This is a genomic window from Actinomadura miaoliensis, assembly GCF_039536785.1.
Taxonomy (GTDB): Bacteria; Actinomycetota; Actinomycetes; order Streptosporangiales; family Streptosporangiaceae; genus Spirillospora; species Spirillospora miaoliensis.
Window position 1 is genome coordinate 100,122 of record NZ_BAAAZG010000055.1, and the last position, 22,984, is coordinate 123,105.

20 protein-coding genes are annotated in these 22,984 nt (G+C 71.3%); 11 read left to right on the forward strand and 9 right to left on the reverse strand.

Annotated elements, in window-relative coordinates; genetic code table 11:
- Positions 1-60: 60 nt before the first annotated feature.
- On the reverse strand, positions 61-3,570 hold the full coding sequence (locus tag ABD811_RS34810) for a hypothetical protein (protein WP_344956268.1): 3,510 nt from the start codon (positions 3,568-3,570) through the stop codon (positions 61-63).
- Between the two features lie 349 nt (positions 3,571-3,919).
- The gene (locus tag ABD811_RS34815; RefSeq protein ID WP_344956271.1) at positions 3,920-4,576 is read right to left on the reverse strand and encodes a hypothetical protein; all 657 of its coding nucleotides are present in this window, start codon (positions 4,574-4,576) and stop codon (positions 3,920-3,922) included.
- 101 nt (positions 4,577-4,677) lie between these two features.
- Here ABD811_RS34815 and ABD811_RS34820 point away from each other — a divergent pair, with 101 nt between their 5' ends.
- The 5 genes from ABD811_RS34820 (at position 4,678) to ABD811_RS34840 (ending at position 9,487) form a co-directional block, all read left to right on the forward strand.
- Positions 4,678-5,250 (forward strand): hypothetical protein, encoded by a 573-nt coding sequence (locus tag ABD811_RS34820; RefSeq protein ID WP_344956273.1) that lies wholly within the window; start codon positions 4,678-4,680, stop codon positions 5,248-5,250.
- A 102-nt stretch (positions 5,251-5,352) separates the two neighbouring features.
- Positions 5,353-6,540, forward strand: coding sequence for a hypothetical protein (locus ABD811_RS34825; protein WP_344956275.1), 1,188 nt, complete (start codon positions 5,353-5,355; stop codon positions 6,538-6,540).
- 91 nt (positions 6,541-6,631) lie between these two features.
- Positions 6,632-6,901, forward strand: a complete 270-nt coding sequence (locus tag ABD811_RS34830) for a hypothetical protein (RefSeq protein WP_344956277.1) — start codon at positions 6,632-6,634, stop codon at positions 6,899-6,901.
- A 28-nt stretch (positions 6,902-6,929) separates the two neighbouring features.
- Positions 6,930-8,828 (forward strand): type IV secretory system conjugative DNA transfer family protein, encoded by a 1,899-nt coding sequence (locus ABD811_RS34835; RefSeq protein ID WP_344956279.1) that lies wholly within the window; start codon positions 6,930-6,932, stop codon positions 8,826-8,828.
- Positions 8,825-9,487: a hypothetical protein gene (locus ABD811_RS34840; protein WP_344956281.1), complete on the forward strand. Its 663-nt coding sequence runs from the start codon at positions 8,825-8,827 to the stop codon at positions 9,485-9,487. Before ABD811_RS34835 ends, ABD811_RS34840 begins: the two co-directional genes overlap by 4 nt.
- A 141-nt stretch (positions 9,488-9,628) precedes the next feature.
- On the opposite strand, the gene ABD811_RS34845 is transcribed toward ABD811_RS34840, so the two are convergent.
- Both ABD811_RS34845 and ABD811_RS34850 read right to left on the reverse strand, forming a co-directional pair.
- The gene (locus ABD811_RS34845) at positions 9,629-10,285 is read right to left on the reverse strand and encodes a hypothetical protein (RefSeq protein ID WP_344956283.1); all 657 of its coding nucleotides are present in this window, start codon (positions 10,283-10,285) and stop codon (positions 9,629-9,631) included.
- Complete coding sequence (locus ABD811_RS34850; protein WP_344956285.1) at positions 10,282-11,211, reverse strand: sigma-70 family RNA polymerase sigma factor; 930 nt, start codon at positions 11,209-11,211, stop codon at positions 10,282-10,284. Before ABD811_RS34850 ends, ABD811_RS34845 begins: the two co-directional genes overlap by 4 nt.
- A gap of 439 nt (positions 11,212-11,650) precedes the next feature.
- On the opposite strand from ABD811_RS34850, the gene ABD811_RS34855 reads away from it, so the two are divergent.
- Together ABD811_RS34855 and ABD811_RS34860 are read left to right on the forward strand one after the other, a co-directional pair.
- Entirely contained in the window at positions 11,651-12,427 is a 777-nt protein-coding gene (locus tag ABD811_RS34855; RefSeq protein WP_344956287.1) for a hypothetical protein, read from the forward strand.
- An 11-nt stretch (positions 12,428-12,438) separates the two neighbouring features.
- The gene (locus ABD811_RS34860; RefSeq protein WP_344956289.1) at positions 12,439-13,194 is read left to right on the forward strand and encodes a hypothetical protein; all 756 of its coding nucleotides are present in this window, start codon (positions 12,439-12,441) and stop codon (positions 13,192-13,194) included.
- Here the strand turns inward: ABD811_RS34860 and ABD811_RS34865 are convergent.
- Entirely contained in the window at positions 13,151-13,861 is a 711-nt protein-coding gene (locus ABD811_RS34865; RefSeq protein WP_344956291.1) for a response regulator transcription factor, read from the reverse strand. The genes ABD811_RS34860 and ABD811_RS34865 overlap by 44 nt on opposite strands.
- 20 nt (positions 13,862-13,881) lie before the next feature.
- Here ABD811_RS34865 and ABD811_RS34870 point away from each other — a divergent pair, with 20 nt between their 5' ends.
- On the forward strand, positions 13,882-14,853 hold the full coding sequence (locus ABD811_RS34870) for a hypothetical protein (protein ID WP_344956293.1): 972 nt from the start codon (positions 13,882-13,884) through the stop codon (positions 14,851-14,853).
- A gap of 11 nt (positions 14,854-14,864) precedes the next feature.
- Positions 14,865-15,224, forward strand: coding sequence for a response regulator (locus ABD811_RS34875; RefSeq protein ID WP_344956295.1), 360 nt, complete (start codon positions 14,865-14,867; stop codon positions 15,222-15,224).
- A gap of 67 nt (positions 15,225-15,291) precedes the next feature.
- Here the strand turns inward: ABD811_RS34875 and ABD811_RS34880 are convergent, their stop codons facing one another.
- On the reverse strand, positions 15,292-16,737 hold the full coding sequence (locus tag ABD811_RS34880; RefSeq protein ID WP_344956297.1) for a PAS domain-containing sensor histidine kinase: 1,446 nt from the start codon (positions 16,735-16,737) through the stop codon (positions 15,292-15,294).
- 335 nt (positions 16,738-17,072) lie between these two features.
- On the opposite strand from ABD811_RS34880, the gene ABD811_RS34885 reads away from it, so the two are divergent.
- Entirely contained in the window at positions 17,073-17,627 is a 555-nt protein-coding gene (locus ABD811_RS34885) for a TetR/AcrR family transcriptional regulator (protein WP_344956299.1), read from the forward strand.
- Between the two features lie 273 nt (positions 17,628-17,900).
- On the opposite strand, the gene ABD811_RS34890 is transcribed toward ABD811_RS34885, so the two are convergent.
- A complete protein-coding gene (locus ABD811_RS34890) occupies positions 17,901-18,110 on the reverse strand; it encodes a DUF4236 domain-containing protein (protein ID WP_344956301.1) in 210 nt (69 codons plus the stop codon).
- 795 nt (positions 18,111-18,905) lie between these two features.
- Here ABD811_RS34890 and ABD811_RS34895 point away from each other — a divergent pair.
- Positions 18,906-20,831 carry a Xaa-Pro dipeptidyl-peptidase gene (locus ABD811_RS34895; protein WP_344956303.1) on the forward strand — a complete coding sequence of 642 codons (1,926 nt, stop codon included), beginning with the start codon at positions 18,906-18,908 and terminating at the stop codon, positions 20,829-20,831.
- Positions 20,832-20,888: 57 nt separating this feature from the next.
- On the opposite strand, the gene ABD811_RS34900 is transcribed toward ABD811_RS34895, so the two are convergent.
- Positions 20,889-22,337 carry an aldehyde dehydrogenase family protein gene (locus ABD811_RS34900; RefSeq protein ID WP_344956305.1) on the reverse strand — a complete coding sequence of 483 codons (1,449 nt, stop codon included), beginning with the start codon at positions 22,335-22,337 and terminating at the stop codon, positions 20,889-20,891.
- 55 nt (positions 22,338-22,392) lie between these two features.
- Entirely contained in the window at positions 22,393-22,917 is a 525-nt protein-coding gene (locus tag ABD811_RS34905) for a nuclear transport factor 2 family protein (RefSeq protein ID WP_344956307.1), read from the reverse strand.
- Positions 22,918-22,984: the final 67 nt, after the last annotated feature.

Genomic DNA, 22,984 nt, shown 5'->3' on the forward strand with positions numbered 1-22,984 from the left:
TCCGCGGCATCTTCAGATTCAATCTGCTTGGATACGCGCGGTGCCGCCTGTCTGCCGGGGTCACACCTTGCTGCGATCGAACCAGCCGACCCAGGTGGCCTTGCCGTAGTCGCGCTCGACCCGGGAGACGTCCTTGCTGGTATTGGTGTGCACCTTGTAGCCGTCGGCCAGCTGCATCGCCACGTGACCGTCATTCGGCTCCACCAGGTCTCCCGGCTTGGCCTGGCTGAGCGGAATCTTCCGCATCCAGGGAACCGCCCGCAGAGTGTGGGTGGTTGGAGCGTTGCCCCGGTAGAGGTTCGGAACCGCGCTCCGGTAGGCACGGGAAACGAAGCTCGAACAGTCGGCGTAGTTTTCCCAGTTACGTTGTGGATCGCACATGCAGTAAGGGAGGCCCAGATGGGTCAGCGCCCATTTGATGGCCTTCGCCGCCTCTGGAGTGCGGGCCTTGGCCACCGAGTCGACGCACAGCTTGTGGACGCCGATCTCCGCGGCGCCCTGCCGGAGGGTGTTCTTCGGGGCCTTCTTGGGGCAGCCGTCCGGACCGACCTCGACCTGCGTGGCACCGGGGGCGGAGCCCGCCTCCGAACCCTCGGCGAGGGAGCCGATCGGCTTGCCGGCGCTGTCGAACGGGGGGATGACGCCGCCGAAGAACCAGGCGTACTCGACGGCGCGTTGCTCCAGCGGGATGGTCACCCCCTCCGTGCTGCCGAGCCAGCTCCACGCCTTGGTGGCGTCCGGAGCGATGGGGGCGCCGATCGCCGTCAGCGGGCGCAGCGCCAGCCGTGGAATGACCAGGGTGTCCTGACCGACGACCGGGGGCGTCGCCTCGTTGGCGTCCTCCCTGCCCTGGTAGTAGTTGGCCAGGCCGTTGAGATTGTCCCCGTTCGCACTGTCGCTTGCGGCCAGACCGGTGGCGATCTGCGCGAGCGCGGTGTTGAATCCGGGAGCCCAGGATCCGATGACACAGGCCCTGTCCGAACTCGGGTCGGTCAGGCCATTGGCCGCTGCCAGATCCGACAGCTTCGGCTCCCACTCGCTGTAGACCTTCTCCCTGCTCGGGGGATCCTCGAGGTCCGCGAAGTCCTTGGCATGCGGGGCGATCGCGGTCAGGAAGCCGGTCATCACCTGGGTGCACTCTTCAGACGTGGTGAACTCGGTTCCCGGTCCGATCGTCGAGAACAGCCGCAGGTCGGTGCCCATGGCGATGCCGAGCTTCGCCCAGCCGCCGACCATGGGCTGGAAGACGCCGAGGTCCTGCGGGCGCTTCTTCGGCTCGATCCTCTCGACGGAGAGCACGAGTTTGGCGGCGCCCGCGATGTTCTCGTCCACATCGCACCGGTCCCTGACCCCGGCCGCCTTCGCCTCCTTCTTGGTCATCGGGAAGATGCCCTGGCGTTTGTCCTTGTCGTCGTCACAGCCCTTGGTCTTCCACTTGCCGGCTCCGTAGCTGACCGACATCGCCTCGTTGACGAGGGTCTTGACGGCGGTGGCCCGGTCGGTCTCGACGGAGTACGCGAACTCCTTCCCCTTGTACCTGCCGCCGGTGACCAGATAGAGGTCCTGCAAGCGGGTGGCCTCACAACGCCAGACGGAGATGATCTTGAAACTGATCGACCAGGGCTTGTCGGGGTCGTCCGGCGGGGGCACGGTGCACGGCCGGTCGGGATCGGCGGAGCGGTCCACGAAGATCCCGGCGACTTCGATGATCTTGCCCCAGTACTTCCGGGCGTTCTCCTGGTCCTTGGCCGACCCGTTGGGCTTCCACTCCGGGCTCTCGGGATCGGCGTGGACCCGCTCGGCCGTCTTGGTGAGCTCGCGGGCGACGAAGAGCGAGGAGTCGCACGGATTCTGGGGATCGAGGCCGTCCATCCGCATCTGGGCCGCCGCCGCGGGGCTGATCAGGTACGGTCCCGACCCCTGGTTGTCCTTGCCGCCGATGCCGGGGGTGGGATTGCCGACCGCGCAACCGTCGGCGTACAGGCCGGTGCCCTCGGCGGCGCCCATGTCGGCGGGGTCCATGCCGGTGGCGGGCGGACCGGCCTCCGCACGGGACGTGGCGGGCCGCCCCATGGTCCCGTCGGCCCCGGCACGGAACGAGGCGGGCTGCGCCCCGCCGCCTCTGGGCGGGTACTTCCTGGCGGCATCCCGCATCTTCGACATCACGTCGTCGACGTACTCCCACACCGTCGGGTTGAAGGAGCAGGCTGCCGGACACTCGTCCCACATCCTCGGCGAATTCGCCCACACAGGATAGAAGTGGGCAGCTGCGACCTGCTGCCACTTCCTGTACGTTTTCCACTTCGCCAGGATGTTCGTGGTCGCCCAGCGGTCCTGCACGCTCGGCGGCGCCTCGCACGCGGTCTGGTAGCCGCCGAATTTGTTCCAGGTGCTGGAGATGACCTGGTAGGCGCCGCAGGCGTCGCTTTCGCTCGTCCCGGCCCGGGCCTTGTAGTCGCCGTTCGACTCGTGCTTGCGCAGCGCGTACAGGAACCAGCCGAGCTGGTGGCTGAGGTCGCCGGCCGGCGGTGTGGAATGGCCGCCGGAACCGCGTACGGCGGCGGTCGAACCGGGGCCTTCGACGCCTCGGACGGGCCCCGGCCCCGCGCCGCTGGTGTTGCCGACCTCCACGGCGCCACCGCCGCCCTCCCCTGAAGGGACCTCCGACGCCTTGCGCCCGGGGTCGCGGTCGATGTTGTCGTACGGGCTGTAGCGGGCGAAGTCGGTCTGCGTCTTGGCGATGCCGGCCAGGATGGTCCACGGCGGTTTGGCGTAGTCCTCCGCCCCGCCCTCGGCGGCCCGGTCCGCGGCGTTCTTGAGGATCTTCTGCCATCCCTCGGGGAAGTACTCGGCGACCTTACGGTCCGAGGCCTCCTCAGGCTGGACCTGCTCGTCATCGGACGTGACTCCGATGCCCAGGATCATCGCGAGGAGCAGGATGATGACCAGGGGCAGAGCCAGCACCGGCAGGGCGGCGGTCATCAACACCCGGAGCTTCCCGTGGCTCGACCCCGAGCCCTTCCCCGAGCCGCCGGCCTTCTTGTTCTGTTCGCTCTTGTTCTGCTTGCTCTTGTCCTGTGTGCCGCCCCTGCCGGTCCCCCCGCCCCCGGCCCGGAAACCGCGCCAGGCCGATTCCGGCGCCAGCTTCCCGAGGCGAGACCCTTGCGCTCTGTCCAGAAATCCCTGGGCCGGGGCGGAACGCTTGACCCTGTCGGAGACACCGCGCGTGGACAAGCTGAGGCCCCTGGCGAGCGCCTGACCCACTCCCTGCCCCCCAGCGTCGAGGGCCTTGTCTCCCAGGGTGTCGCCCTTCAGCGGCGCCCCGAGGTGCTGTTCGGCGGCTCGGGTCACAGTCGCGTCGGCGGCCTGGGTCGCCTCGTCGACGACCTGATCCGCCATCCGCCGCGTCAGGCCCTTTTCAGGCTCGTCACCCGCGGCGGGCCCCTGGGCCGCCTTCGCGGCCGCGTCCAGCGCCTGTTGCGTGGCGAAAGGGTTGGCCGTGGACGGAAGCTCGACGGCTCCGCCCATCAGCCCGGCCTCGCCGTACGGGGCCTTGCCCAGTCCGTCCACGCCCCGGTCGGCGACCGCTTGCGCGGCGAGGATGTCGTCGACGTGTGGGGGCCGCTGAGCCGCCGAGAGCGCACGGGGATCGGCCTCCGACAGGGGGACGACTACGGGCGGATGGCGGGTGGGGTCGTCCGGGGGCTCCAGATCGTCCAGCAGGTCCGGATCGTCCAGCGGCTCGGGGGCGCCAGCCGGGTCGGACGGCTGCCGAGGGCTCCTGTCCGGCTCGTCCACGCGGTACCTCGCTCAGCTCTGCGGCTTCCCTGGATCGGGGTGATCGCCAATGACCGTCCGCCGCTGCGCCGAGAGGGCAAGGAGACGGGACGCCGGGGGGGATACCAGAGAGGGCGCCGCGCTAGCGTGCGCGGATCGCGTAACCGGACTCGTCCCGCTCTACAAGGATCTCCACGACGTGGGTTTTCGCCGTTCCGCCATGTCTGATCGTCGCGCTGAACCGGTACTGGCTGTTTCCGGTCACCGAGGGGTCCGTGACGGTGATCTCTCCCACCACCGATCCCGGCGGTGCCGGTGTCCTGGCCGGGGTGGGCCGCGCCGCGCCGACAAAGGGGATTCCGGTCCAGTCTCCGGTCGCCGTGGCCTTGGCGGCGGCCATGGCCACATTCCGGGCACCGGCCGGGACGACCGTCGTGCCGCCACCGGTCACCGGGACGCTCATCGCGGCGGAGGCGGTGAAGTCCTTGGCGGAGACTCCCGCGGGAGGCGTCTGAGAGGGAGCCGTGGACGTGGTGGACGGCGCGCTCGCCGCGCCGGGCGTGGTGCCGGAACCGCGGGGGTTCAGCGTCTCGACGGCATACGGTGGCGGCTTGCTCCCGGTGGTGGCGCCGCCGGAGGATTCGCCGCGCCCCACCACCGCGCCGACCGCCAGCATCATGACGATGCCGCCGACGGCGACCCAGACCGCGACATCCCACCATTCGGGCAGTTCGGTGCGGTCCCACGGACGTTGCCGCCGCCGGTAGCCCGCACGGACGTAGTCGGTCAACTTCGGCATACCGGTGACCGTCGCCGCCGGACGCGCGCGGGCAACCGGCGCGCGGTGACCAATCGCGAATCGGTCTGGCGTCCGGGACGTGACCGCGCACGGTCCCAGGCATGAGCGAGGACGAGCCCGTCAAAGGACCGGCGATGCTGGCCGCGACCAACATGCTGAAGCCGCCACCGACCGTGATCGGCAGCGTGAACAAGGAGGTCACACTGCCCCGTACGGTCAGGCTCACCACGCTCATCGGGATGCTCGCCGGAGCGACGCTCGGTTTCCTGGCCGCCTTCCTCATCGCTGGTCCAGGCCTGAAGGCGCTGATGTACGGTCCGACGCTCGGCGGGGCGGTCGGCTGGGGGGTCGTCAACTTCTCACCGTTGCCGGGGGAGTCGCTCGCCAAGTGGCTGGGGTTGCAGATCAACGAGACCCGCAACCGAAAGCTCGTTCTCGACGGCCGGCCCGTCCGCCTCTACGTCGGCATCGCTCCACTGCGCCGCACCGCCGCGGGAACCATCCGGATGCTGCCGGGCGGCGTTCCGATGGACGCCGTCCGCTGGGACCCGCGCGGTTACCCGCAGCAGGAGATGCCCGGCGAAGGCCGGCTGCCCGGCCGCCCGCGCAAGGGCCGTGAGTCGACCGCGTCCTCCCGGAAACCCGCCCGCCGCAGGCGCGTCCGGCGCGACTGAGCCTCCGCTACTTGCGCATCGGCGGTACGGCCGCACGGTCCTGCCTGCGACGTGACAAATGGGGAGAGGACGATGCCGGAACAGTCACCCACCCGCTTCACCATGGTGCCCGCCCGGCGTTCCAGCGAGCCGACCGCTCGCAGGCGGGCCAGGAGAATCCTGGGTGCGCTCTTCCTCGCGGCGGGACTCAGCGTCGTCGCCACGGTCGTCGCCCTCGCCAAGGGGAGCACCAAGCCCGATCTGTCATCGGTCGACCCGCAAGGCCGCGACCTGGCCTACACGGCGGCGGTGAACTTCCTGGCCGGCACCCGGCAGAACGTGCCCCATGCCGAGTCCTTCAAGCCGGAGACGGCCGTCAACCAGACCGCTGACGGGCGCAGCACTCCGCTCGACTACCGGTCGCTGAGCTGGGTGGGGTTCAGCCCCCAGCATTTCGGCTCGGAGAAGCTCGGCTACACCGATTTCGAAGTGCACCACTTCCTCGTCGTCCTGGGAAGCCCCGGGGAACAGCCTTCACAGACCCCGAAGGCTTCGTCCGGAGCGCCGAGTGGCCGGCCGTCCACGCAGCCGGGCGGCCGACCGGCCACGGCGCCGAGCGGGCAGACGTCCGTACCGGGGACCGCCGGCTCGCCATCTGCGAGCTCGACGGTCTCCCCACAGACCGGCCCTCCGGTCTCCGCCAGTCCCACCGCGACCGCGACCGCGACCGCGAGCGGGGGTGCGGAAGCGGCGGCGCCGGCATCGAACGTGCTCCAGTTGGACGTCCCCGTACTGCTCGACCCCAAGGGACCGCTTCTGGCGGCCTCGCCCTCCTTGTCAGTCTGGAAGAACGGGGTCGGCAAGGTCGGGGGAAGGGCCGACTACACCAACTTCAGCGGCCTGACCACACAGGTCGGCAACGCGACCAAGAACCAGATCCTGCGGTGGGCGGGGGCCTACTCCACGGGTGATTCGGCGGGCCTGCTCGCCGTCACCGGTGACCAGAACGACTCCCACCGCTATGCGGGGCTGTCGGGGTTCTCCCTGGCCGATTCCCCCCAGGCCGTGCAGATCCTGTCGGCGATCAAATCCGGGAACGGCCAGGTCATCGTCCGGGTGCGGATCCTGCTCGCCAGAGCGGCGCCCGCCGGAACCGTGCCGGGCCAGAACGGCGCCGACCAGCGGTTCACCACTTTCGCCGATTTCGACCTGCTGGTGGGAGCGACCGGAGCCCAGCCTCCGGTGCTCGCCTGGGGACCGGCCGGCTCCGCCGCGGAGCTGGAGCCCTACTACAACGCCTTTACCAACTGACCGGGAACCCACAACCGGAGGAATCACGATGTCACTCCCTGGTCTTGACGTACTTGCGGCGCCGATTGGTGAGGAGGGTGCCAACAGCTTCTTGGAAGACTCGCCGGCGGGCAGGGCGCTCGTGGCGATCTGCGGCGCGCTCGCGGTCGTCATCGTGGTGTTCGCGGTGTTCCGGATGGTCAACGGCATCGGCCGGGGCAGGCCGGGCGAGGCGTTCAGGTCGCTCACGTTCGGTCTGCTGATCGGCGGGCTGCTGTTCAATCTCAACCTCACCACCTCTGGGGTGAGGGCCATGGGCGACATCGTCGGCAAGGTCTTCGAGAGCATCACCACCGTCAGCAACAGCAACAACGACAACTGACGCCGTTGCCGCAGCGCAGGGAGTGAATATGGCGTACAGCGGAGGGTCGGGGTCCGGGGCCGGAGACGACAGTGGCGGCTACCTGTTCACGACCGTGGTCATGGTGGCACTCGCGTTCCTGCTCGTGGCCTTCGTCCCGGCCGTCTGCGCGGCGGTCGTCTTCCTCGTGCTGCGCCGGGTCCTGGCGCGCCGGGACTGGGCCATCCTGACGCTGGCGGGCGTGGCCGGATTCGCCGTGTACGCCAGGGCGAACGCGCTGAGCTACGGCTACTGGCTGCTCAGCTTCGCCGACCGCGGCCCGGGGGACCCCCTGCGGGTCCCCGTCACCGTGGTGCTGTGCGTGGCGGCGGTGCTGGCGGGCTGCACCGGCATGATCATGGGCCGGGCGATCGGCTCACCGGTCGCCGCGCTCAGCTCGTTCCTGCGGATGAAGACCAAGTTCCTCGCGGTGCTCGACGGGACGTGGATGCGCCGCAAGGAGTCGGTCGACGATCCGATCACGCCCACGAAGGTCCGGCGGGACATGCTGAAACGGCGGGTGTCCGGCAGGGTGCCCCTGAGCGAGATCCCCGCGGTGCGCGGTCCGCACGCGACGGAGAAGGCCAGAAGGACGCCACTCAAGGCCAAGGCCCTCCCGATCGGACTGGGGCGCCGCGACCGGCCGGTGTTCCTCAGCGTCCAGGAACTGGGCATGCACGGCGCCGTCGTCGGCTCCACCGGCAGCGGAAAGACGGTCACCCTGATGTGGATCATCGGGGCGGCGCTCGACATGGGGTTCGACGTCACCGTCATCGACATGAAGGAGGACACCGAGCCGGGCGGCCTGCGCGACTTCCTGCGCGCCTACGCGCGGATGCATCGCGTGCCCATGCAGGAGATCGCCCTGGGCGACGAGCGGCCGGGCTACTGGTTCAACGCGCTCGCCGGCATGTCCGCCGACGAGGCGTTCGACACCATCATGACGATGGTCGAGTTCGACGACGCGTACTGGCAGGCACTGAACCGCAAGGTTCTGCAGCAGGTCGTCCAGATGTGCTACCAGGCCGGCGAGGTGGCGCCGGACCGGTTCCCCCCGCCGACCATGCTGGACATCGGCAAGATCATGGAGCAGGGCGAGCACATGAGGGGCGCGGTCAAGGAGCGGGTCCTCGCGATCGACCGGGTGCACGGTGCCGGTTACTGCGTGGAACGCTACCCCAACGTGCTGCGGCCGTCCCGCGACGAGGCCAACTCGGCGGCCAGTTTCGGCACCAAGCTGACCGGACTGTACGACTCCGGCGTGGGGCGGCGCGTCCTCGTCCCCGGCGGCGACCGGCAGATGATCGACGTCCGGCGCGACGGGCTGACCTATGTCGGGCTCAATTCGCTCGGGCAGCCCGACATGGCCAAGATCCTTTCCTCCTCGGCGCTGCAGCGCCTGTCGGTGTACGCCGCGCAGCGCATCCAGGGCCGCGCTCCCAAGGACCGGCCTCGGCTGATCGTCGTGGACGAGGCGAACTTCATCGACCGGACCATCGCCATGAACATGCTCTCCCGGGTCCGGTCGGCGTTGTTCAACATGATCCTGTGCACCCAGGGGCCGACGGACTGGATCGACAAGGACGGCGACGACTGGTCCCGGCTGACGCAGAACATCAACTGGCTGATCGCCATGGCCCAGTCGTCGCCCGAGTCCGCCGAGAAGTGCGCCGAGTTCCTCGGCATGCGGGACAACAACAAGTTCTCCGAGCGCCTCGGCCGTTCCGGGCATCCCCAGCAGTTCAACCTCATGGAGGAGGAGGAATTCATCGTCTCCACCCAGGAACTGCGGGACCTGGGCACCGGTGAGGCGTACCTGCGGGTCAACAAGCCCGAGAGCAGGGTCGAGTACGTGGTCGTGCCGATGCGGACGCAGGAACTGCGCTGGTACGAGGAGCGAGTGTCATGACCGCGATCCGGGTGAGACCACGGGCGGTGGCGGTCGAGGTCGCGATCGTCGTGTCCCTCGGGGTGGCGCTGGCGGGCGTTTCGCTGGGGCTGCTCGTCCTCCAGTACGGCGGGGCGCTCCGGTTCGGGACGACGGACCTGCTCATCGCCGCCGCGGCGGGTGTCGCGGCCGCCTCGGTGGTGCGGGTGACCGTGCGGCTGCACCGCCGCTGGAAGAAATCGATCGGCCGGTTCACGGCGGCCGCCGCGCTGTGCGCCCTGGCCGGGGTCGTGGGGGCGCTCGTGGTCCTGATTCCGAGCGAGTGCCCCGGCGGCCTGTTCAGTACGGGCCGGTGCGGGGTGCGTGAGGCGGCGGCCTGGGGACAGGTGGCCGGACTGGGGGCGGTCGTCAACTTCGGGGCCGCCGGGCTCACGCTGGCGTTCGTGCGGCTGGTGCGGGCGCTCCCGGGAGCGGTCTGGGGGGTGATCAGTGACGGGACTGCGCAGGGCGTCATCTGGATCAGGACGCTGGGCGGCGCGCGGCGGCGCCGGGCCGTGCGCGTCGGCCGGCGGAGGCCGGACGGGCCGCGACGCGACCCGCGGGAACCGAAGGGGCGGCCGACACCCCGCCGCGCCGACGCCGAACGCGCCCGTCGCACGCGACTGCGCAGCCGCACCTGACCCACACCCGGCCCGGGTCCGATCCGGGTCTGACCAGGGTCTGATCCGGGTCCATGCGCGCCGTGCCGGATCGGGCCGAGACGTCAAGCCCAGGAGAGTCATGGCCGCGGCGACGGTCGTCCCGGATCGGCGGCGGGCGGGTCAGGGCGTGTGCGGACGCCAGATGATCGACGAGACCACCAGCAGGACACTCAGGCAGGTGATGACGAAGGTGACGAGGGCCGGCCCCAGGGCGATGCCGCCGGGTCGTGGCAGCCGGTTCACCAGTGCACGGCGGGCCGGCCGTCGGGGGGCATCGTCATCATGAGCGGGTCGGTCGTCGAGGACGGGCCGAGAGGCGTAGCCCTCGTTCGCGAGGTCGTCGGTGTACCAGGCGGTCTGCGCGCCACCGGTGGGAGGGGCCTGGACGGCGTCGCCGGAAGGAGCCTCCCAGGCTGCCGCCGCGCCGCTCTGGCCCGCGCCGCTCTGGCCCCCGCCGCCTGCCCCGGGCGCGGCCTCGAAGGCGATCGTCGTCCTCGGTTCGGCCCCCGGAGGCGCCATGTTCATGCCGTTCCAGGTCTGCGACGTCCCGGAAGACTCCCAGCCGTTGCTCTGCGCAGGGCCAACGGAAGAGGGACGACCGTCGGCCGCATCCGTGCTCGCGCCACCGGGGCCGGCTCCGCCGCGCGGCGCCACCGGCGGCTCGTCGGCGCCGGCCGGCGCCGGCTCCTCCGCGGCGTCCGCGGTGTCGTCGATGATGATCCACGGGTTCTGTGCCCAGTTCCCGTCGACCGGCCTCGGCTCCCGCTCGTCGTTCATCCCGCCCGTCCCTGGAACGTTCCCGGATCGTCCGACGCCTCCATGATGGGCTCGACGAGCTTGGCCAGCGCCTTCTGCTGGATCTGCCGGACCCCTTCGCGCGACAGCCCCAGCCGTTCGCCGATGACGCGCAGCGACTGCTCCGGATCGCCGTCCAGCCCGAATCGGCGCGTCAGCACGTACCGTTCGCGGGAGTCGAGGTTGGGCAGGCCGCGGCTGCTGATGGCGCGCAGATCCAACCGCAGCAGCACCTCCGTCTCGATGCTCGGGGAGGAGTCGGCCAGCCGCTCCTCCCACGGAGCCTCGTCCTCGGCCTGGCCCCCCGCGGGCGCGTGCAGGCTGTCGAGCCGTGGCGCGTCCAGAACCCGCCGCACCTGGGCCTCGGTCACCCCGGCACGCCGGGCGATGACGGCGTGGTCCACCGGGGCGTCCGGCCCGGCCTCCTCCAGATACGCCCGCTCCGCGGCCAGGATGGCGGGGCGTTTCTCGAAGTCCCCGGGATTGAGGTTGGGGTGGTCGGCGTCCCGCACCGCGCGCAGCACCTCCCGCTGGATCGGTTTGAACGCCCAGCTGGCGAACGGCCCACGGTCCGGGTCATAGGAGGAGATCGCCCACAAAAGCCCGACCTTGCCGGCGCTTTCGAAATCCTCGATGTGCTCACTGGACCTCGACGTGAACATGGCGACGTATCTGCGAACGAGACCGAAGTTCATGTTCAGTATTTCGTGGGTCACGTCCTCGAGTTCACGTTCGGCTCGGCGCAACGCCAGTTCCGAGAGCATGTCCAACTCGTCTGCGTCGGCCCTGGCGCGCAGGCCGGTGAGCTGTTGCTGTAGCTCCTTGCGACGCGCGAAGAGCATGTCGTTGCGGCTGCGGAACTCCTCGGCGGTGGGGCGCCCGCCGCCGAGCGGCTGCACGTTCTCCATACGTCTCCCTCGCCGTTGGTGGCTGATGCGAGATTAGACGCGCACGATGCCGGGAATGCTCGGACCAATCAAGATCGTTGACATGCCCATGACCCTCCTGAACCGGCCGCGGATACACGCGGGTTCGCGTCGATCGGATGAACCGCGCGGCAAAGCCCTAGATGAGCGCCGTGCCCGCGCGAGGTCGCGAATCCGTCTGACCGCGGGGACCCGGCGGCCGCGTTGACACAGAATTGATCGCCCGTGGTGCGCACGTCGAATCGGCGGTGGTCGTCCGGTGCGCTCTCGGTGCACGCGCCCGAGGTAATCTCACGTGACCCGGCAAACGCTGGGTTGCGGATTCTGGAACGCGCGGACTGTAAAGGTCAGGGGCAGGCGACCCGGCGCGGAGTGAGACCGGCCGCCTGGCCCCGCTTCACAAACGAAAGGACCAGCAGCGGTGCGAACGATCCTGAGCGACTTCGGTCTCGAACCTGCGGTCGTCGGGACGACGGTGACGGCGCACATCAATTCGAGCGATCCCGACGGGTTCCGCTGCACCGTGTACGACGTCGCCACCCTCCAGGCCCGCGACGCGCTGTTGCCGCGCGCAGACGCCTACGAACTCCCGGCGGGGGCCACCGCTCCCGAGTTGGCGGTGGGGGACAGCGTCATCGCGCTGGTCGTCGGCGTGTCCGGCGAGGGCCGGCAGGGCGGTGAGCGGCTTCTGCTGTCGGCCACCGCGCCGGAGCTGGTCGAGCGCGTCCTGGCGGGCTTCGTCGAAGAACTGCTCACCGGCAAGGTCGTCATCAAGGCCGTGGCGCGTGTCGCCGGTACCAAGACGAAGATCGCCGTGGCGCCCACCACCAGGGGAGTCGACGCACGGGGAGCCTGTATCGGCCGGGGGGCGAGCCGGCTCCGGGGGGCCGAGAGCCTGCTGAACCGCGGCTTCGGCAAGGAACGACTGGAGATCATCGAGTACTCCGCCGACCCGGTGACCTTCCTGACCAACGCCATGAACCCGATCCAGGTCACCGACGTCCTCGTCCACCGGGACAACGCGATCGTGGCGGTCGAGGAGCACCAGATCTCCGGCGGGATCGGCGAGGGCGGGCTGAACGCCCAGCTCGCCGGGCGGCTGACCGGGCACTACGTCCGGGTGGTCAGGGCCGGCACCGACCTGCGCGCGGCGCTCGACGAGCTCGTGTCCAGCGCGGGCACCGCGGTGAGCGGCTGAGGTCCGCCGCGTTGCAACCCGTGGTCGTGTACGCCCGGGCGGGGATCCCGCCGCGCGGCGTGGAGGATCTCAGCGGCCCCGGCGGGACGTGCCTGGACCGGGATTCGCTCGTCGCCGCCGGCCAGGCGCTGACCTGGCGGGCGGCCTTCGCCTGCGGTCCGGTCGCCGCGATCCCGCTGACCGCGGCGACCGCGGTGCTCGTCGACGCCGTCGCGGGCAGGGAGCCGGAGCAGTGGCACGACAGGTTCGCCCGGGGCGCGGTGCATCGGATGGCGGGCGAGCTCACCATTCTGTCGGTGACGGCCGGGCTGCTCGCCGAGACGGCCGGACGAAGGCGGGACGAGGACGTGGAACTGTTCGGCTCGGCGGTCGAGGGGCTCGCCGGGCTGCTCGTCGCCATGCAGGAGCCCCAGATCAGCGGCGAGCGGGCGGACCGGATCGTGGCCGACACCATCCGTACCCATGGCGCGCTGCTGGGCGGGCTGACCCGTCAGCGGGTGACGGTGCGCCGGCGGGGTGACTTCACGGTCCGCACCGTGCGTTCTTTCTCCGAGGACCTGACACGGCCGGAGTTGGAGCGGGCGCGAACCCGGATCGGGCTGCCCTGGCCGACCAGGGTCGACAACGGGCTCGGCGACCATGTGGGGCTGGCCCGGTGGCGTGCGACCATGCAGGCCAACGGCGACCAGATGTGGTGCCGGGTGGAAGGGGAGCACACCCTCGTCACGGAGTTGTGGCTGCGGAACTCTCGGGAGCCGCCGGAATGAGGTATCCGAACCCGGTCACGGTCACGATCACGTCCTCGCCGAGTTTGCGGCGCAGCCGGGAGACGTGCTCGGTGAGCGTCCGGGACACGCCTTGGCTGGTGCCCCACACATGCAGCATGAGCTCCTCCTTGGAGATCGCCCGGCCACGGTTGGTGGCCAGGAACTCCAGCAGGGCGTACTCCATGGGGGCCAGCCGCACCACTGTCCCGTCCCGGAAGACCTGCCGCGCGGCGAGATCGACCCGCACCGGCGGAATGTCCAGCAGGGCACCGCGGGTGTCGTCGGTCCGTCCGGCGGTGGGGGTCGCGCTGCGCCGCAGCACCGCCTGGATCCGGGCGAGCAGAACCTCCGGCTCGAACGGCTTGGCGACGTAGTCGTCGGCGCCGAGCCGCAGTCCGAGCGCCTGCTCGTGCGGCTCGCCGCGGACGGTCAGCAGGATCAGCGGCGTGGTGTTCCCCCCGTCGCGCAACTGGTCGACGAGGGACAGCCCGTCGATGTCGGGGAGGTTGATGTCCAGCAGGGCGATGTCGACACCGCCGCGCCGCAGCACCAGCCGGGCCGACTCGCCGTTGGGCGCGGCCTCCACCTGGTGTCCGCGTCTGCGCAGCAGGCCCGCGACCACCTTGACGAGTCGTGGATCGTCGTCCACGACCAGGACCCGTGCCATGACGCCATGCTACTGGAGATATGAACGCCGTTCGGAGCGATGGTGAGTCGCGCGCGGTACCGCTGAAACGCCGGCTGCGGTACGGCACGGTCGCCTCCCTGATCATGCTGGCCGGCCTCGGGGTGACCGGCTCGCCGTACCACCGCGTCGGTCCCGGCCCGGTGATCCAGGTCGGCGGCCCTGCCGACGGGTCCTGGTCGGTCACGACGGTCCGGATACGGCGCAGCACCTGGTTCCAGTGGGCGGTGGCCGAACTGAGCGGGGAACGCACGATCAGGGGCGGCGGCGACAGTTCCCCGGCGACGGCCACGGCGACGGACCGGGCGATGGGCACGGCACAGACCAACGCCGTGCTGGTCGCCGCCCAGCTCGCCGCCCGCCGGACTCCGGGGGGCGGTACCGGGCTGCAGGTGACCGACGCGGCCCCTGCCATCGGACTGCGGCCCGGCGACATCCTGCTGGCCGCTGGGGACGCCGAGGACCTGGCCCCGTTGCGCACGCAGGCCGACCTGCGAACCGCGCCCCGGCGAACCGGCCTGCGCGTTCTCGTCGTCCCCAGGAGCTCCGACGACTCGTGGGGGAAGGCCGAGATCCGGCGGATGCCCGCAGCCCGCCTCGCGCGGGTACGGGCCCGCCCGGACGTCTCGGCGACCGCCTACCCGCTGGGCGCCGTGCGCGGGCCGTCGGCCGGGCTCGTCCTGGCCTTGGCCCGCGCCGACGCGCTCACCCCGGGCGACCTGACCGGCGGCCGCCGCGTCGCCGGAACCGGGGGGATCGGTCCCGACGGCACCGTGACCGGCGTCGGCGAGGTCGCCGACAAGGTCCGTGCCGCGGTGGCGGCACGCGCGGACGTCTTCTTCGTACCGGTCTGGCAGCGCGCCGCCGCCACCGCGGCGGCCCGGGGCACCGGGGTGCGGATCGTGCCGGTCCGCTCGGCGACGGAGGCCGTCGGCTGGCTCTGCGCCACCGGCGGCCACGCTCCGATCTGCTAGGTTCTGCCGCCATGCGGGTGCTCATCATCGATGACGACCCAGGAGTGGGCCGGCTGCTACGCACGGTGCTGGAACGCGACGGGCACGAGGCGGTGCTGGCCGAGGATGGCGAGCACGGCTGGCGCGAACTGACCGGCGCCGCCCCGCCGCAGTTGCTCATCCTGGACCGGATGCTGCCGGACATGGACGGCGCCGATCTGCTGGCCCGTCTGCGCGCCGACGCCCGCGGCGCCGACCTGCCGGTGCTCATGCTCACCGCCGCCGTCCACGCCTCGGGCGACCTGGCCGACGGCACGCTGACCCGGGTCCTCGCCAAGCCCTTCGACCTCGCCGATTTCCGCGCGGCCCTCCGCGACCTGCGCGCCGGCTGACCGACTGTGCTCCAGCCGACCAGGACGGATCCGGCAGGGGCCGCGGGCGGTCCCGGGCCGGCCGGACTCAGGTCGCGTGGCGCGGGTCCGCCCAGAGGGGCAGGCGGAGCCGCACCTCAAGGCCGCCCGACGGCGCGGGGGCGAGCTCGAGCCGACCGTTCATGGCGGTCATCACCGTGGCGGTGATGTACAGCCCCATCCCGGACCCGGGCAGGTCCCGCGTGGCCTCCGACCGGTAGCGTGGCCGCAGCACCAGGTCGCGTTCGCGGGACGGGATCCCCGGGCCCCGGTCCGCGACGCTGATCACACCGGACGTCCCCTCCCGGTACGCCGTTATCTCGATCGTGCCGTCGGGCGCGTACTTCTCCGCGTTGCCGAGCACCAGGAGCAGGCACTGCCGCAACCGGACCGGATCGCCGCGCACGGTCAGGCCCGGTGCCGCGGCGACCAGGCCGCGCGCCGCCACCGACGGGATGCTCCGCAGCGTCCTGCGCAGCAGCGGCTCCACCTGCACGGGTTCCACCCGCGTCGCGGGCGGCGCCGCCGGGTCCGGGCCGACCAACTGGACCAGGTCGCCGATGACGTGCCGCATCATCTCCACGGCGTCCTGGATCGCCCCCAGCGAGTCCGCCGTGTTCTCGTCGCCGGGAAGGACCTCCTCGAGCAACTGGCAGTGCCCGCGGATCGTGGTCAGCGGACCGTGCAGTTCATGACGTACCGACAGCGTGAGCAGGTGCCGCATGTACTCCACCTGCCGCTGCGCCGACTCGTCCACGAACGCCGCGCACAGCAGGCCGGACGCGGCGGCCGGCGTGGCCCGCGCCGGAGCCGAGCACGACACCCGTGTCCACAGCGAGCGCCCACCGGGCGTGGTCAGCCGCACGCTGCCGTGCAGCCCGGCGGCCAGGCACACCGCGCGGCCGTCCTCGCCGGTCAGGGTGAACAGCTCTTCCGGCCGCCTGCCGACGGCGTCCTCGGCGCGCACACCGACGAGTTCCGACATCGCCGCGTTCCAGACGACGATCTTTCCATTCTGGTCCAGGGCAAGGACGCAGACATTGGAGTGGTCGATGACCGTGCGGAGCCGGGACCGTTCCGCCTCCAGCACGTGGGCCGTCCACGTCTTGGCCCAGAAGGCGCCCAGCACGTCGGCCGCACCGGTCACCGCGCCGCCCAGCCTCCCGGAGGTGATCCAGCGGGCCAGGTACCGGCCGCTCCACCGGGTCCAGCCGAGCAGCAGACATCCGGCGTCGCGTCCGTCGGGTGCACGGATCGGGGCGAGCACGCCCGCCCGCCAGCCGTCCGGCAGCGCCTGCCGCGGGATCGGCCGTGGACCCGTGGGAGACCGGAACGTCTCGAGGCCTTCCGGCGGCCGATCGCGGACACCGGCGGCCGAGCCGGACGCCGCGACCCACGCCGCGCCGGAAGGCAGGGTGGTGTACAGCCACAGCAGATCGGATCGCACGATTCGCCGCAGGTCGCTGACGAGCGGCGCCAGATTCTCTGCGGTCATCTGTCCCGCCGGGGACGCCGCGTCCGTCGGTCCGCCCGGAGGGAACCGGGTGCCCGGCGTCGCCAACGGCCCGGCATCGTCCTCGAACAGCGCACGGCGGCCGGCCCGAGGCCGGTGACCGATGGCTCGCGATCCCGTGATCGTCACTGCCTGCCGCATCGTCCGTCCGCTCCCGCGTCCGGCGTGGTGGCAGCGACATTTCCGCCGAACAACTCAGTCCCTCCACATGCCTCGGATTCCGGCTGCCATACGGTTGCGTATGGAGGTGCACCATACGCTAGCGTATGGTGCACGGCAATACGTAGTGTCCGGCGAAATTCGCGGAGGGGGTGCGGGTGCCGTCAGCGCAGGACTGGGTGGAGGCGGCGCTGACCGCCATCAGTGAGGGCGGGCTGGCCGCGGTGGCCGTCGAACCGCTGGCCGTCCGCCTGGGGACCACCAAGGGCAGCTTCTACTGGCACTTCCGCAGCAGGGACGCCCTGGTCGACGCCGTGCTCGCCCATTGGGAAGAGAGCAACACCCGGCAGGTCATCGCCAGGGCCGAGGCGGAGTCGGAGCCGATGGCGCGCCTGCGGACGCTCTTCGCCGTGGTGCCGGCGGCCACCGGAGGCGACCCGGTCGAGATCGCGTTGATGGCCGCCGCCGGACAGCCGCGGGTCGCCGCGGTCCTCACCCGGGTCACCGAACGGCGAATCGCCTACGTCTCGCGGATTATCGAGGACCTCGGTTTCCCGCCGGACGAGGCGCGGCTTCGCGGGTTGCTGCTGTACAACGCCCACCTCGGCAAAGTGCAGCTGATCAACGCCGTCCCGCAGGTCCTTCCCACCGACCTCGAACAGCAGGAACGTTACCGGGAACTCCTGCTCTTCACCGTGCTGCGCCGCGAATAAGCGAACGTGCGGCCGCCTCGGCCGTTACCGGCAGGAACGCCAGGCGTTCGGCCGTGAGGTGGAACGTCGGCTCGGCGACAGGCGTACCCGCCCAACTACCCGAAGATGCCCGGCGAGCCCAAGCGCGTGCAGCCCAGAAAGGACACCGACCTGCGCTCCTGACCGGCCGGCCCGCGCCCGGGGGCACATGGCAGGCGGAACCTTACTATGTCAAGGCGTCGGGCTCGGATGCCGTGCGCAGGGGTGTCCGTGCGCGCCGGGTGATGTCCTGGGTCAGTGGCGGCGGGTGCGGGGGCGGCGGCGGGAGAGGGGGCGGCGCCAGTACAGGCCGGTGCCGGGGATGCGGAAGGTCATCTCCCGGCGGCCGTGGGCGGTGCGGGTGTAGCGGACGCCCCGGCCGCCGACGCTGTGGCCGACGCCAGACCGTGACAGGTTGATCCGGAAGGGGCCGATCCTGAGGGACTTGCGGTAGCCCCAGCCCATCGTTTCCTCCTGTGCTCGTGCCGGCTGGTGACGGCGCCCGGCATGCCCGCCGCGGCCGTGGCCACACGCGCGGGCGCCCAACGGACGGGACGTAAGGGGCATTGCGGACATTGTTCGGGGCGCAAGGGCAAGTACTGACCAAAACCGGTCGCGGTTCCCGCGCCGCCGATCTTTACCTGGCTCCGCCCACGGCCGAGAAACCGACACGGATTCTGTGGTTGCCGTTCGGTGTCGCCGCCGGACTGTCCTTACTGTCCGGCCCGAACGAGGCGGATGCCGCGCCAGACGCGGCTCAAGTAAAACCACGAAAGGGACAACCCATGGACAAGATGGTCATTGCACCCATCACTGTGTCGACACCGGAGCCGCTGCCGGTTCCGGTGCCGACGCCCCTGCCGGTTCCGCCCGCCCCGAACCCCCTGCCGACGCCGGACCCCCGGCGGATGTAAGGGGACGGCCCTGGCGGTCGTGAGCTGAATCGAGGGCCTTCCCCGAGTTCGATCTCGGGGAAGGCCATTCCTTTTATCCTGGTGTGGCAGTCGATGCTCACTGCCGAGTGGCGTACCCGGACGGCCCACACGCACGGCCGCGCAACGGACGGGACGTAAGGTGCGTTTGCGGACACGGTGCGTGGCGCAAGGGCAAGTGCTGACCAAAACCGGTCGCGGTTCCTGCGCCGCCGATCTTTACCTGGCCCCGCCCACGGTGTTGCCTGTGCCTCCGTAACGATCAAACAGAATCCGGAGGTGCGGGTTGCCCAGGAGACCCCTGAGACGAACCCGACGGACCATCGCGGTGACGCTGGCGACCGGCGTCGTGCTGGCCGGCGCGGGCGGCGTGGCCGACGCGCGGGCCGCCGTCCCCAAGATCGTGGTGAAGGACGGCGTGACCCAGCCGGTCTTCTCCTACGCCGACGCGATCCGCGAGCACGTGTACGTCGAGTCCCCCCTCGACAGCGACCGCGACGGCAGGCGTGACCGCGTCAACGTGGACATCATCCGGCCCAAGGAGACCCAGCGGGGCCTCAAGGTGCCGGTGATCATGGACGCCAGCCCGTACTACGACAACTCGGGGCGCGGCAACGAGAGCGAGCGCAAGGTCTACGACGCGGCGGGGAACCCGGTGAAGTTCCCGCTGTTCTACGACAACTACTTCGTGCCGCGCGGGTACGCGTTCCTGGCCGTCGACATGATCGGCACCACCAAGTCGGACGGCTGCCCGACCAGCGGCGGGGCGCCCGACGTGCTCGGCGTCAAGGCCGTCGTCGACTGGCTGAACGGCCGGGCCAAGGCCTACACGGCGGACGGCGCCCCGGTGCAGGCGTCGTGGACCACCGGCCGCACCGGCATGATCGGCAAGTCGTACGACGGCACGCTGGCCAACGGCGTCGCCGCCACGGGCGTGCGGGGCCTGGAGACGATCGTCCCGATCTCGGCGATCAGCAGCTGGTACGAGTACAGCCGCATGAACGGCGTCAAGTACTGGGAGGACGAGCAGCCCTGGCTCGCCGACTACGTCGACACCGACCCGCCGGAGAAGTGCGCCGCCGTCCGCGCCGAGCTGGACAAGGGCGAGGACGACGCGACGGGGAACTACAACGCCTACTGGGCCGAGTCGAACTACCGCGACGGCACCGTGGGCGACGTGCGGAACGTGCGGGCCAGCGTGTTCGCCTACCACGGCGTCAACGACCTGAACGTCAAGACCGACCACTTCGCCAAGTGGTGGGCGGGCCTGGCCAAGCGCGGCGTGACGCGCAAGGTGTGGCTGTCGCAGCGCGGGCACGTCGACCCGTTCGACACCCGCCGCGAGCAGTGGGTCGCCACGCTGCACAAGTGGTTCGACCACGAGCTGCACAAGATCGGCAATGATGTGCTGCGGGAGCCGCGCGCCGACATCGAGATCGGTCCGGACCAGTGGATCACCCAGGCGGACTGGCCGGCGCCGGCGGCGCGCACGCTGACGCTGCGTCCCGGCGCCGACGGCACCCTCGGCCTCAAGCCCGCCGCCAAGGGCGCCACCGGCACGTTCACCGACGCGGCCGGGCCGAACGGCGCGGGCCACGCGGAGGGCGACCTGGTGTCCGATCCGACCGCGGCCAAGCCGTACCGGCTGTCGTTCGTGTCGGCGCCGCTGCCGCGCAGCGCGCGGCTGTCCGGCACGCCCACCGCGAACCTCAAGGTGAAGCTGGACGGGCCGACCGCCAACCTCACCGCGCTGCTGGTGGACTACGGCGCGGACACGCGCGTCGACTACCTCGGCCGCGGCGAGGGCATCGAGACGCTGACGACCGAGAGCTGCCACGGCGAGAGCACCGCCGCCGACGACGCCTGCTACCGGCAGACCCGCACCAAGACGATCACGTCGGAGGTGAACGTGGTGGCGCGCGGCTGGCTGGACGCCCAGAACCGCGCCTCGCTCAGCAAACCGGCCCCGCTGACCCCTGGCAGGTACTACGGGGTGCGCTGGGAGACGCTCGCCCAGGAGTACGTCCTCAAGAAGGGCCACCGGCTCGCCCTGGTCATCGCGGGCACCGACGCCGACTACAACACCGAGACGCCCACCGGCGCCCAGGTGACCGTCGACCTGGCGGGCAGCTCGGTCGGCGTCCCCGTCCTGCTCGGCGAGGAGGAGCTGTCCACGCTGGTCGCCCCGGAGACGGGCACCTGGCGCGGACCGTCCGGCGTGGTGCTGCCCAAGCAGCCCAAGCGGCTCTACTGACCGTGTGACACGGGCTCCCGGCGCGTCACCGGCGCGCCGGGAGCCCGCCGTCCCGGCTCAGAACTCGAACAGGCCCGCCTTCTCGCGCGTGTAGGCGAGCAGGGAGTCGTTGCCGTAGCCGCTGTCCTTGGTGCCCTCCAGCGGGAACAGCACCTTGCGGAAGGTGTTGACCCACACGGTGCCGGTCTCCAGGGCGCGGAACATGCGGTGCGCGGTGCCGAGGTCGCGCGTCCAGACGCCCGCGGCCAGGCCGTAGGACGAGTCGTTGGCGATGGCGACGGCCTCCTCCTCGGTGTCGAAGGGGATGGCCACCGCGACGGGGCCGAAGATCTCCTCCTGGCAGACGCGCAGCCCGTTGTCGGTGGTGGCGAACAGGGTCGGCTCCACCCAGTAGCCCCCGGCGAGGCGCTCCTCGACCAGCTCGGCGCCGGACCGTCCGCCGAACACCAGCTCGGCGCCCTCCTTGACGCCGATCTCCAGGTAGGAGGTGACGCGCTCGTACTGTTCGCGGGAGACGATCGGCCCCATGGTGGTGTCGGGGGACAGGGGGTCGCCGAGGCGGATGCCCGCGGCGACGGCCCGCATCCGCTCGATCATCTCGTCGTACACGGGCCGCTGGATCAGCACGCGGGAGCCGCCGTAGCAGATCTGCCCGGCGTTCGCGGTGAAGATCGCCTGCGTGGTGACGCCCGGCGCGGCCCTGTCCAGGTCGGCGTCGGCGAACACGATGTTGGGGGACTTGCCGCCGAGCTCCAGGGCCAGCGGCTTGAGCGCGTCCGCCGACGCCCGGGTGATGATCTTCGCGGTGTCCACCGAGCCGGTCAGGCTGATCTTGTCGACGCCCCGGCTGCGCACCAGCGGGTCGCCGACCTCCTCGCCGAGGCCGGAGACGATGTTGAGCACGCCGGGCGGCAGCACCTCGCGCAGCAGCTCGCCGACGCGCAGGGACGAGACGGTGGCCTGCTCGGCGGGCTTGATGATGACGGTGTTGCCCGCCGCCAGCGCCCAGGCGGCCTTGGCCGACAGCGTGGAGATGGGCGAGTTCCACGGGATGATGCCCAGCGTCACCCCGTACGGCTCGCGGCGCGTCAGGCCCTGCACGCCGGGGCCGAAGTCGACGCCGCGTCCCTCGGCGGCCCGGGCGCACTCGGCGGCGGCGTTGTTCCACAGGTACGTCATGCCGGGCAGGTCGCGCCCGGCGGTCTCGCTGATGATCCGGCCGTTGTCGCGGGTCTCCAGCTCGGCCAGCTCCCGGGCGGCGTCGGCGAACACCTTGGCGACCTTGCGCAGGTAGGCGGCGCGGGCGGCGGCGGGCAGCGCCGACCACGCGGGGAAGGCGGCGCGGGCGGCGGCCACGGCCGCCTCGGCGTCGGCGGCGCGGCCGCGGGGGACCCGCGCCCAGACCTCGCCGGTCGCAGGGTCCACCGAGTCCAGCGTGCCGCCGTCGGCGGCGGGGCGCAGCTCGCCGCCGATCAGGTTGGAGTACTCCCGCAGCTGCTTGGTCATCGCCGTCCCTTCCCGGATCCGTCCCGGCTCGTCGCTTGACCAAGCGTATGCTTGGTTACGTGTCCGAGGGAAGGGTGGCCGCCATCAGCGCCCGCAGCGCGGGATCGGGACGCGGCGGCTCCCCGGTCGTCCAGGTGACGTGCAGCGCCATGCGCCGGAACCGCCACCCGTCCGGCGTGCGCACCGCCTCGGCCTCGTAGTACCCGCCGGAGACGAACAGGCCGCGCTCGGGCTCACGATGGTGGTGGGTGTGGACGGCGTCCCAGCGCACCCGGGCCCGGTCGCCGTCCAGCTCGATCAGCGGCACCCCCGCCAGGTGCTGGGTCGCGCCGAACGCGTCCATGATCCTGTTCTGGATCGCCGGCGCGCCGGCCAGGCCCGCGAACGAGCCGGGCGGGAAGTCGAACCGCACGTCCTCGGTGAACGACGCCCGCGCCCACGCCTCGTCGAAGGGCCGTCCCGCCGGGTCCCGCTGCCGCTCGTCGATCGCGGCGAAGCCCCGGACGACCAGTTCGGTGATCTCGGCGCGGTCGGCCAGCTCCCGCACCCGCCTGTCCAGCTCTGCGATCTCGTTGCTCATGCCGTCGACGCTAGGGGCGCGCCCGGGGCCGCGGCATCTGTCGGCCGACCGGGGTCGCGCCGCCCCG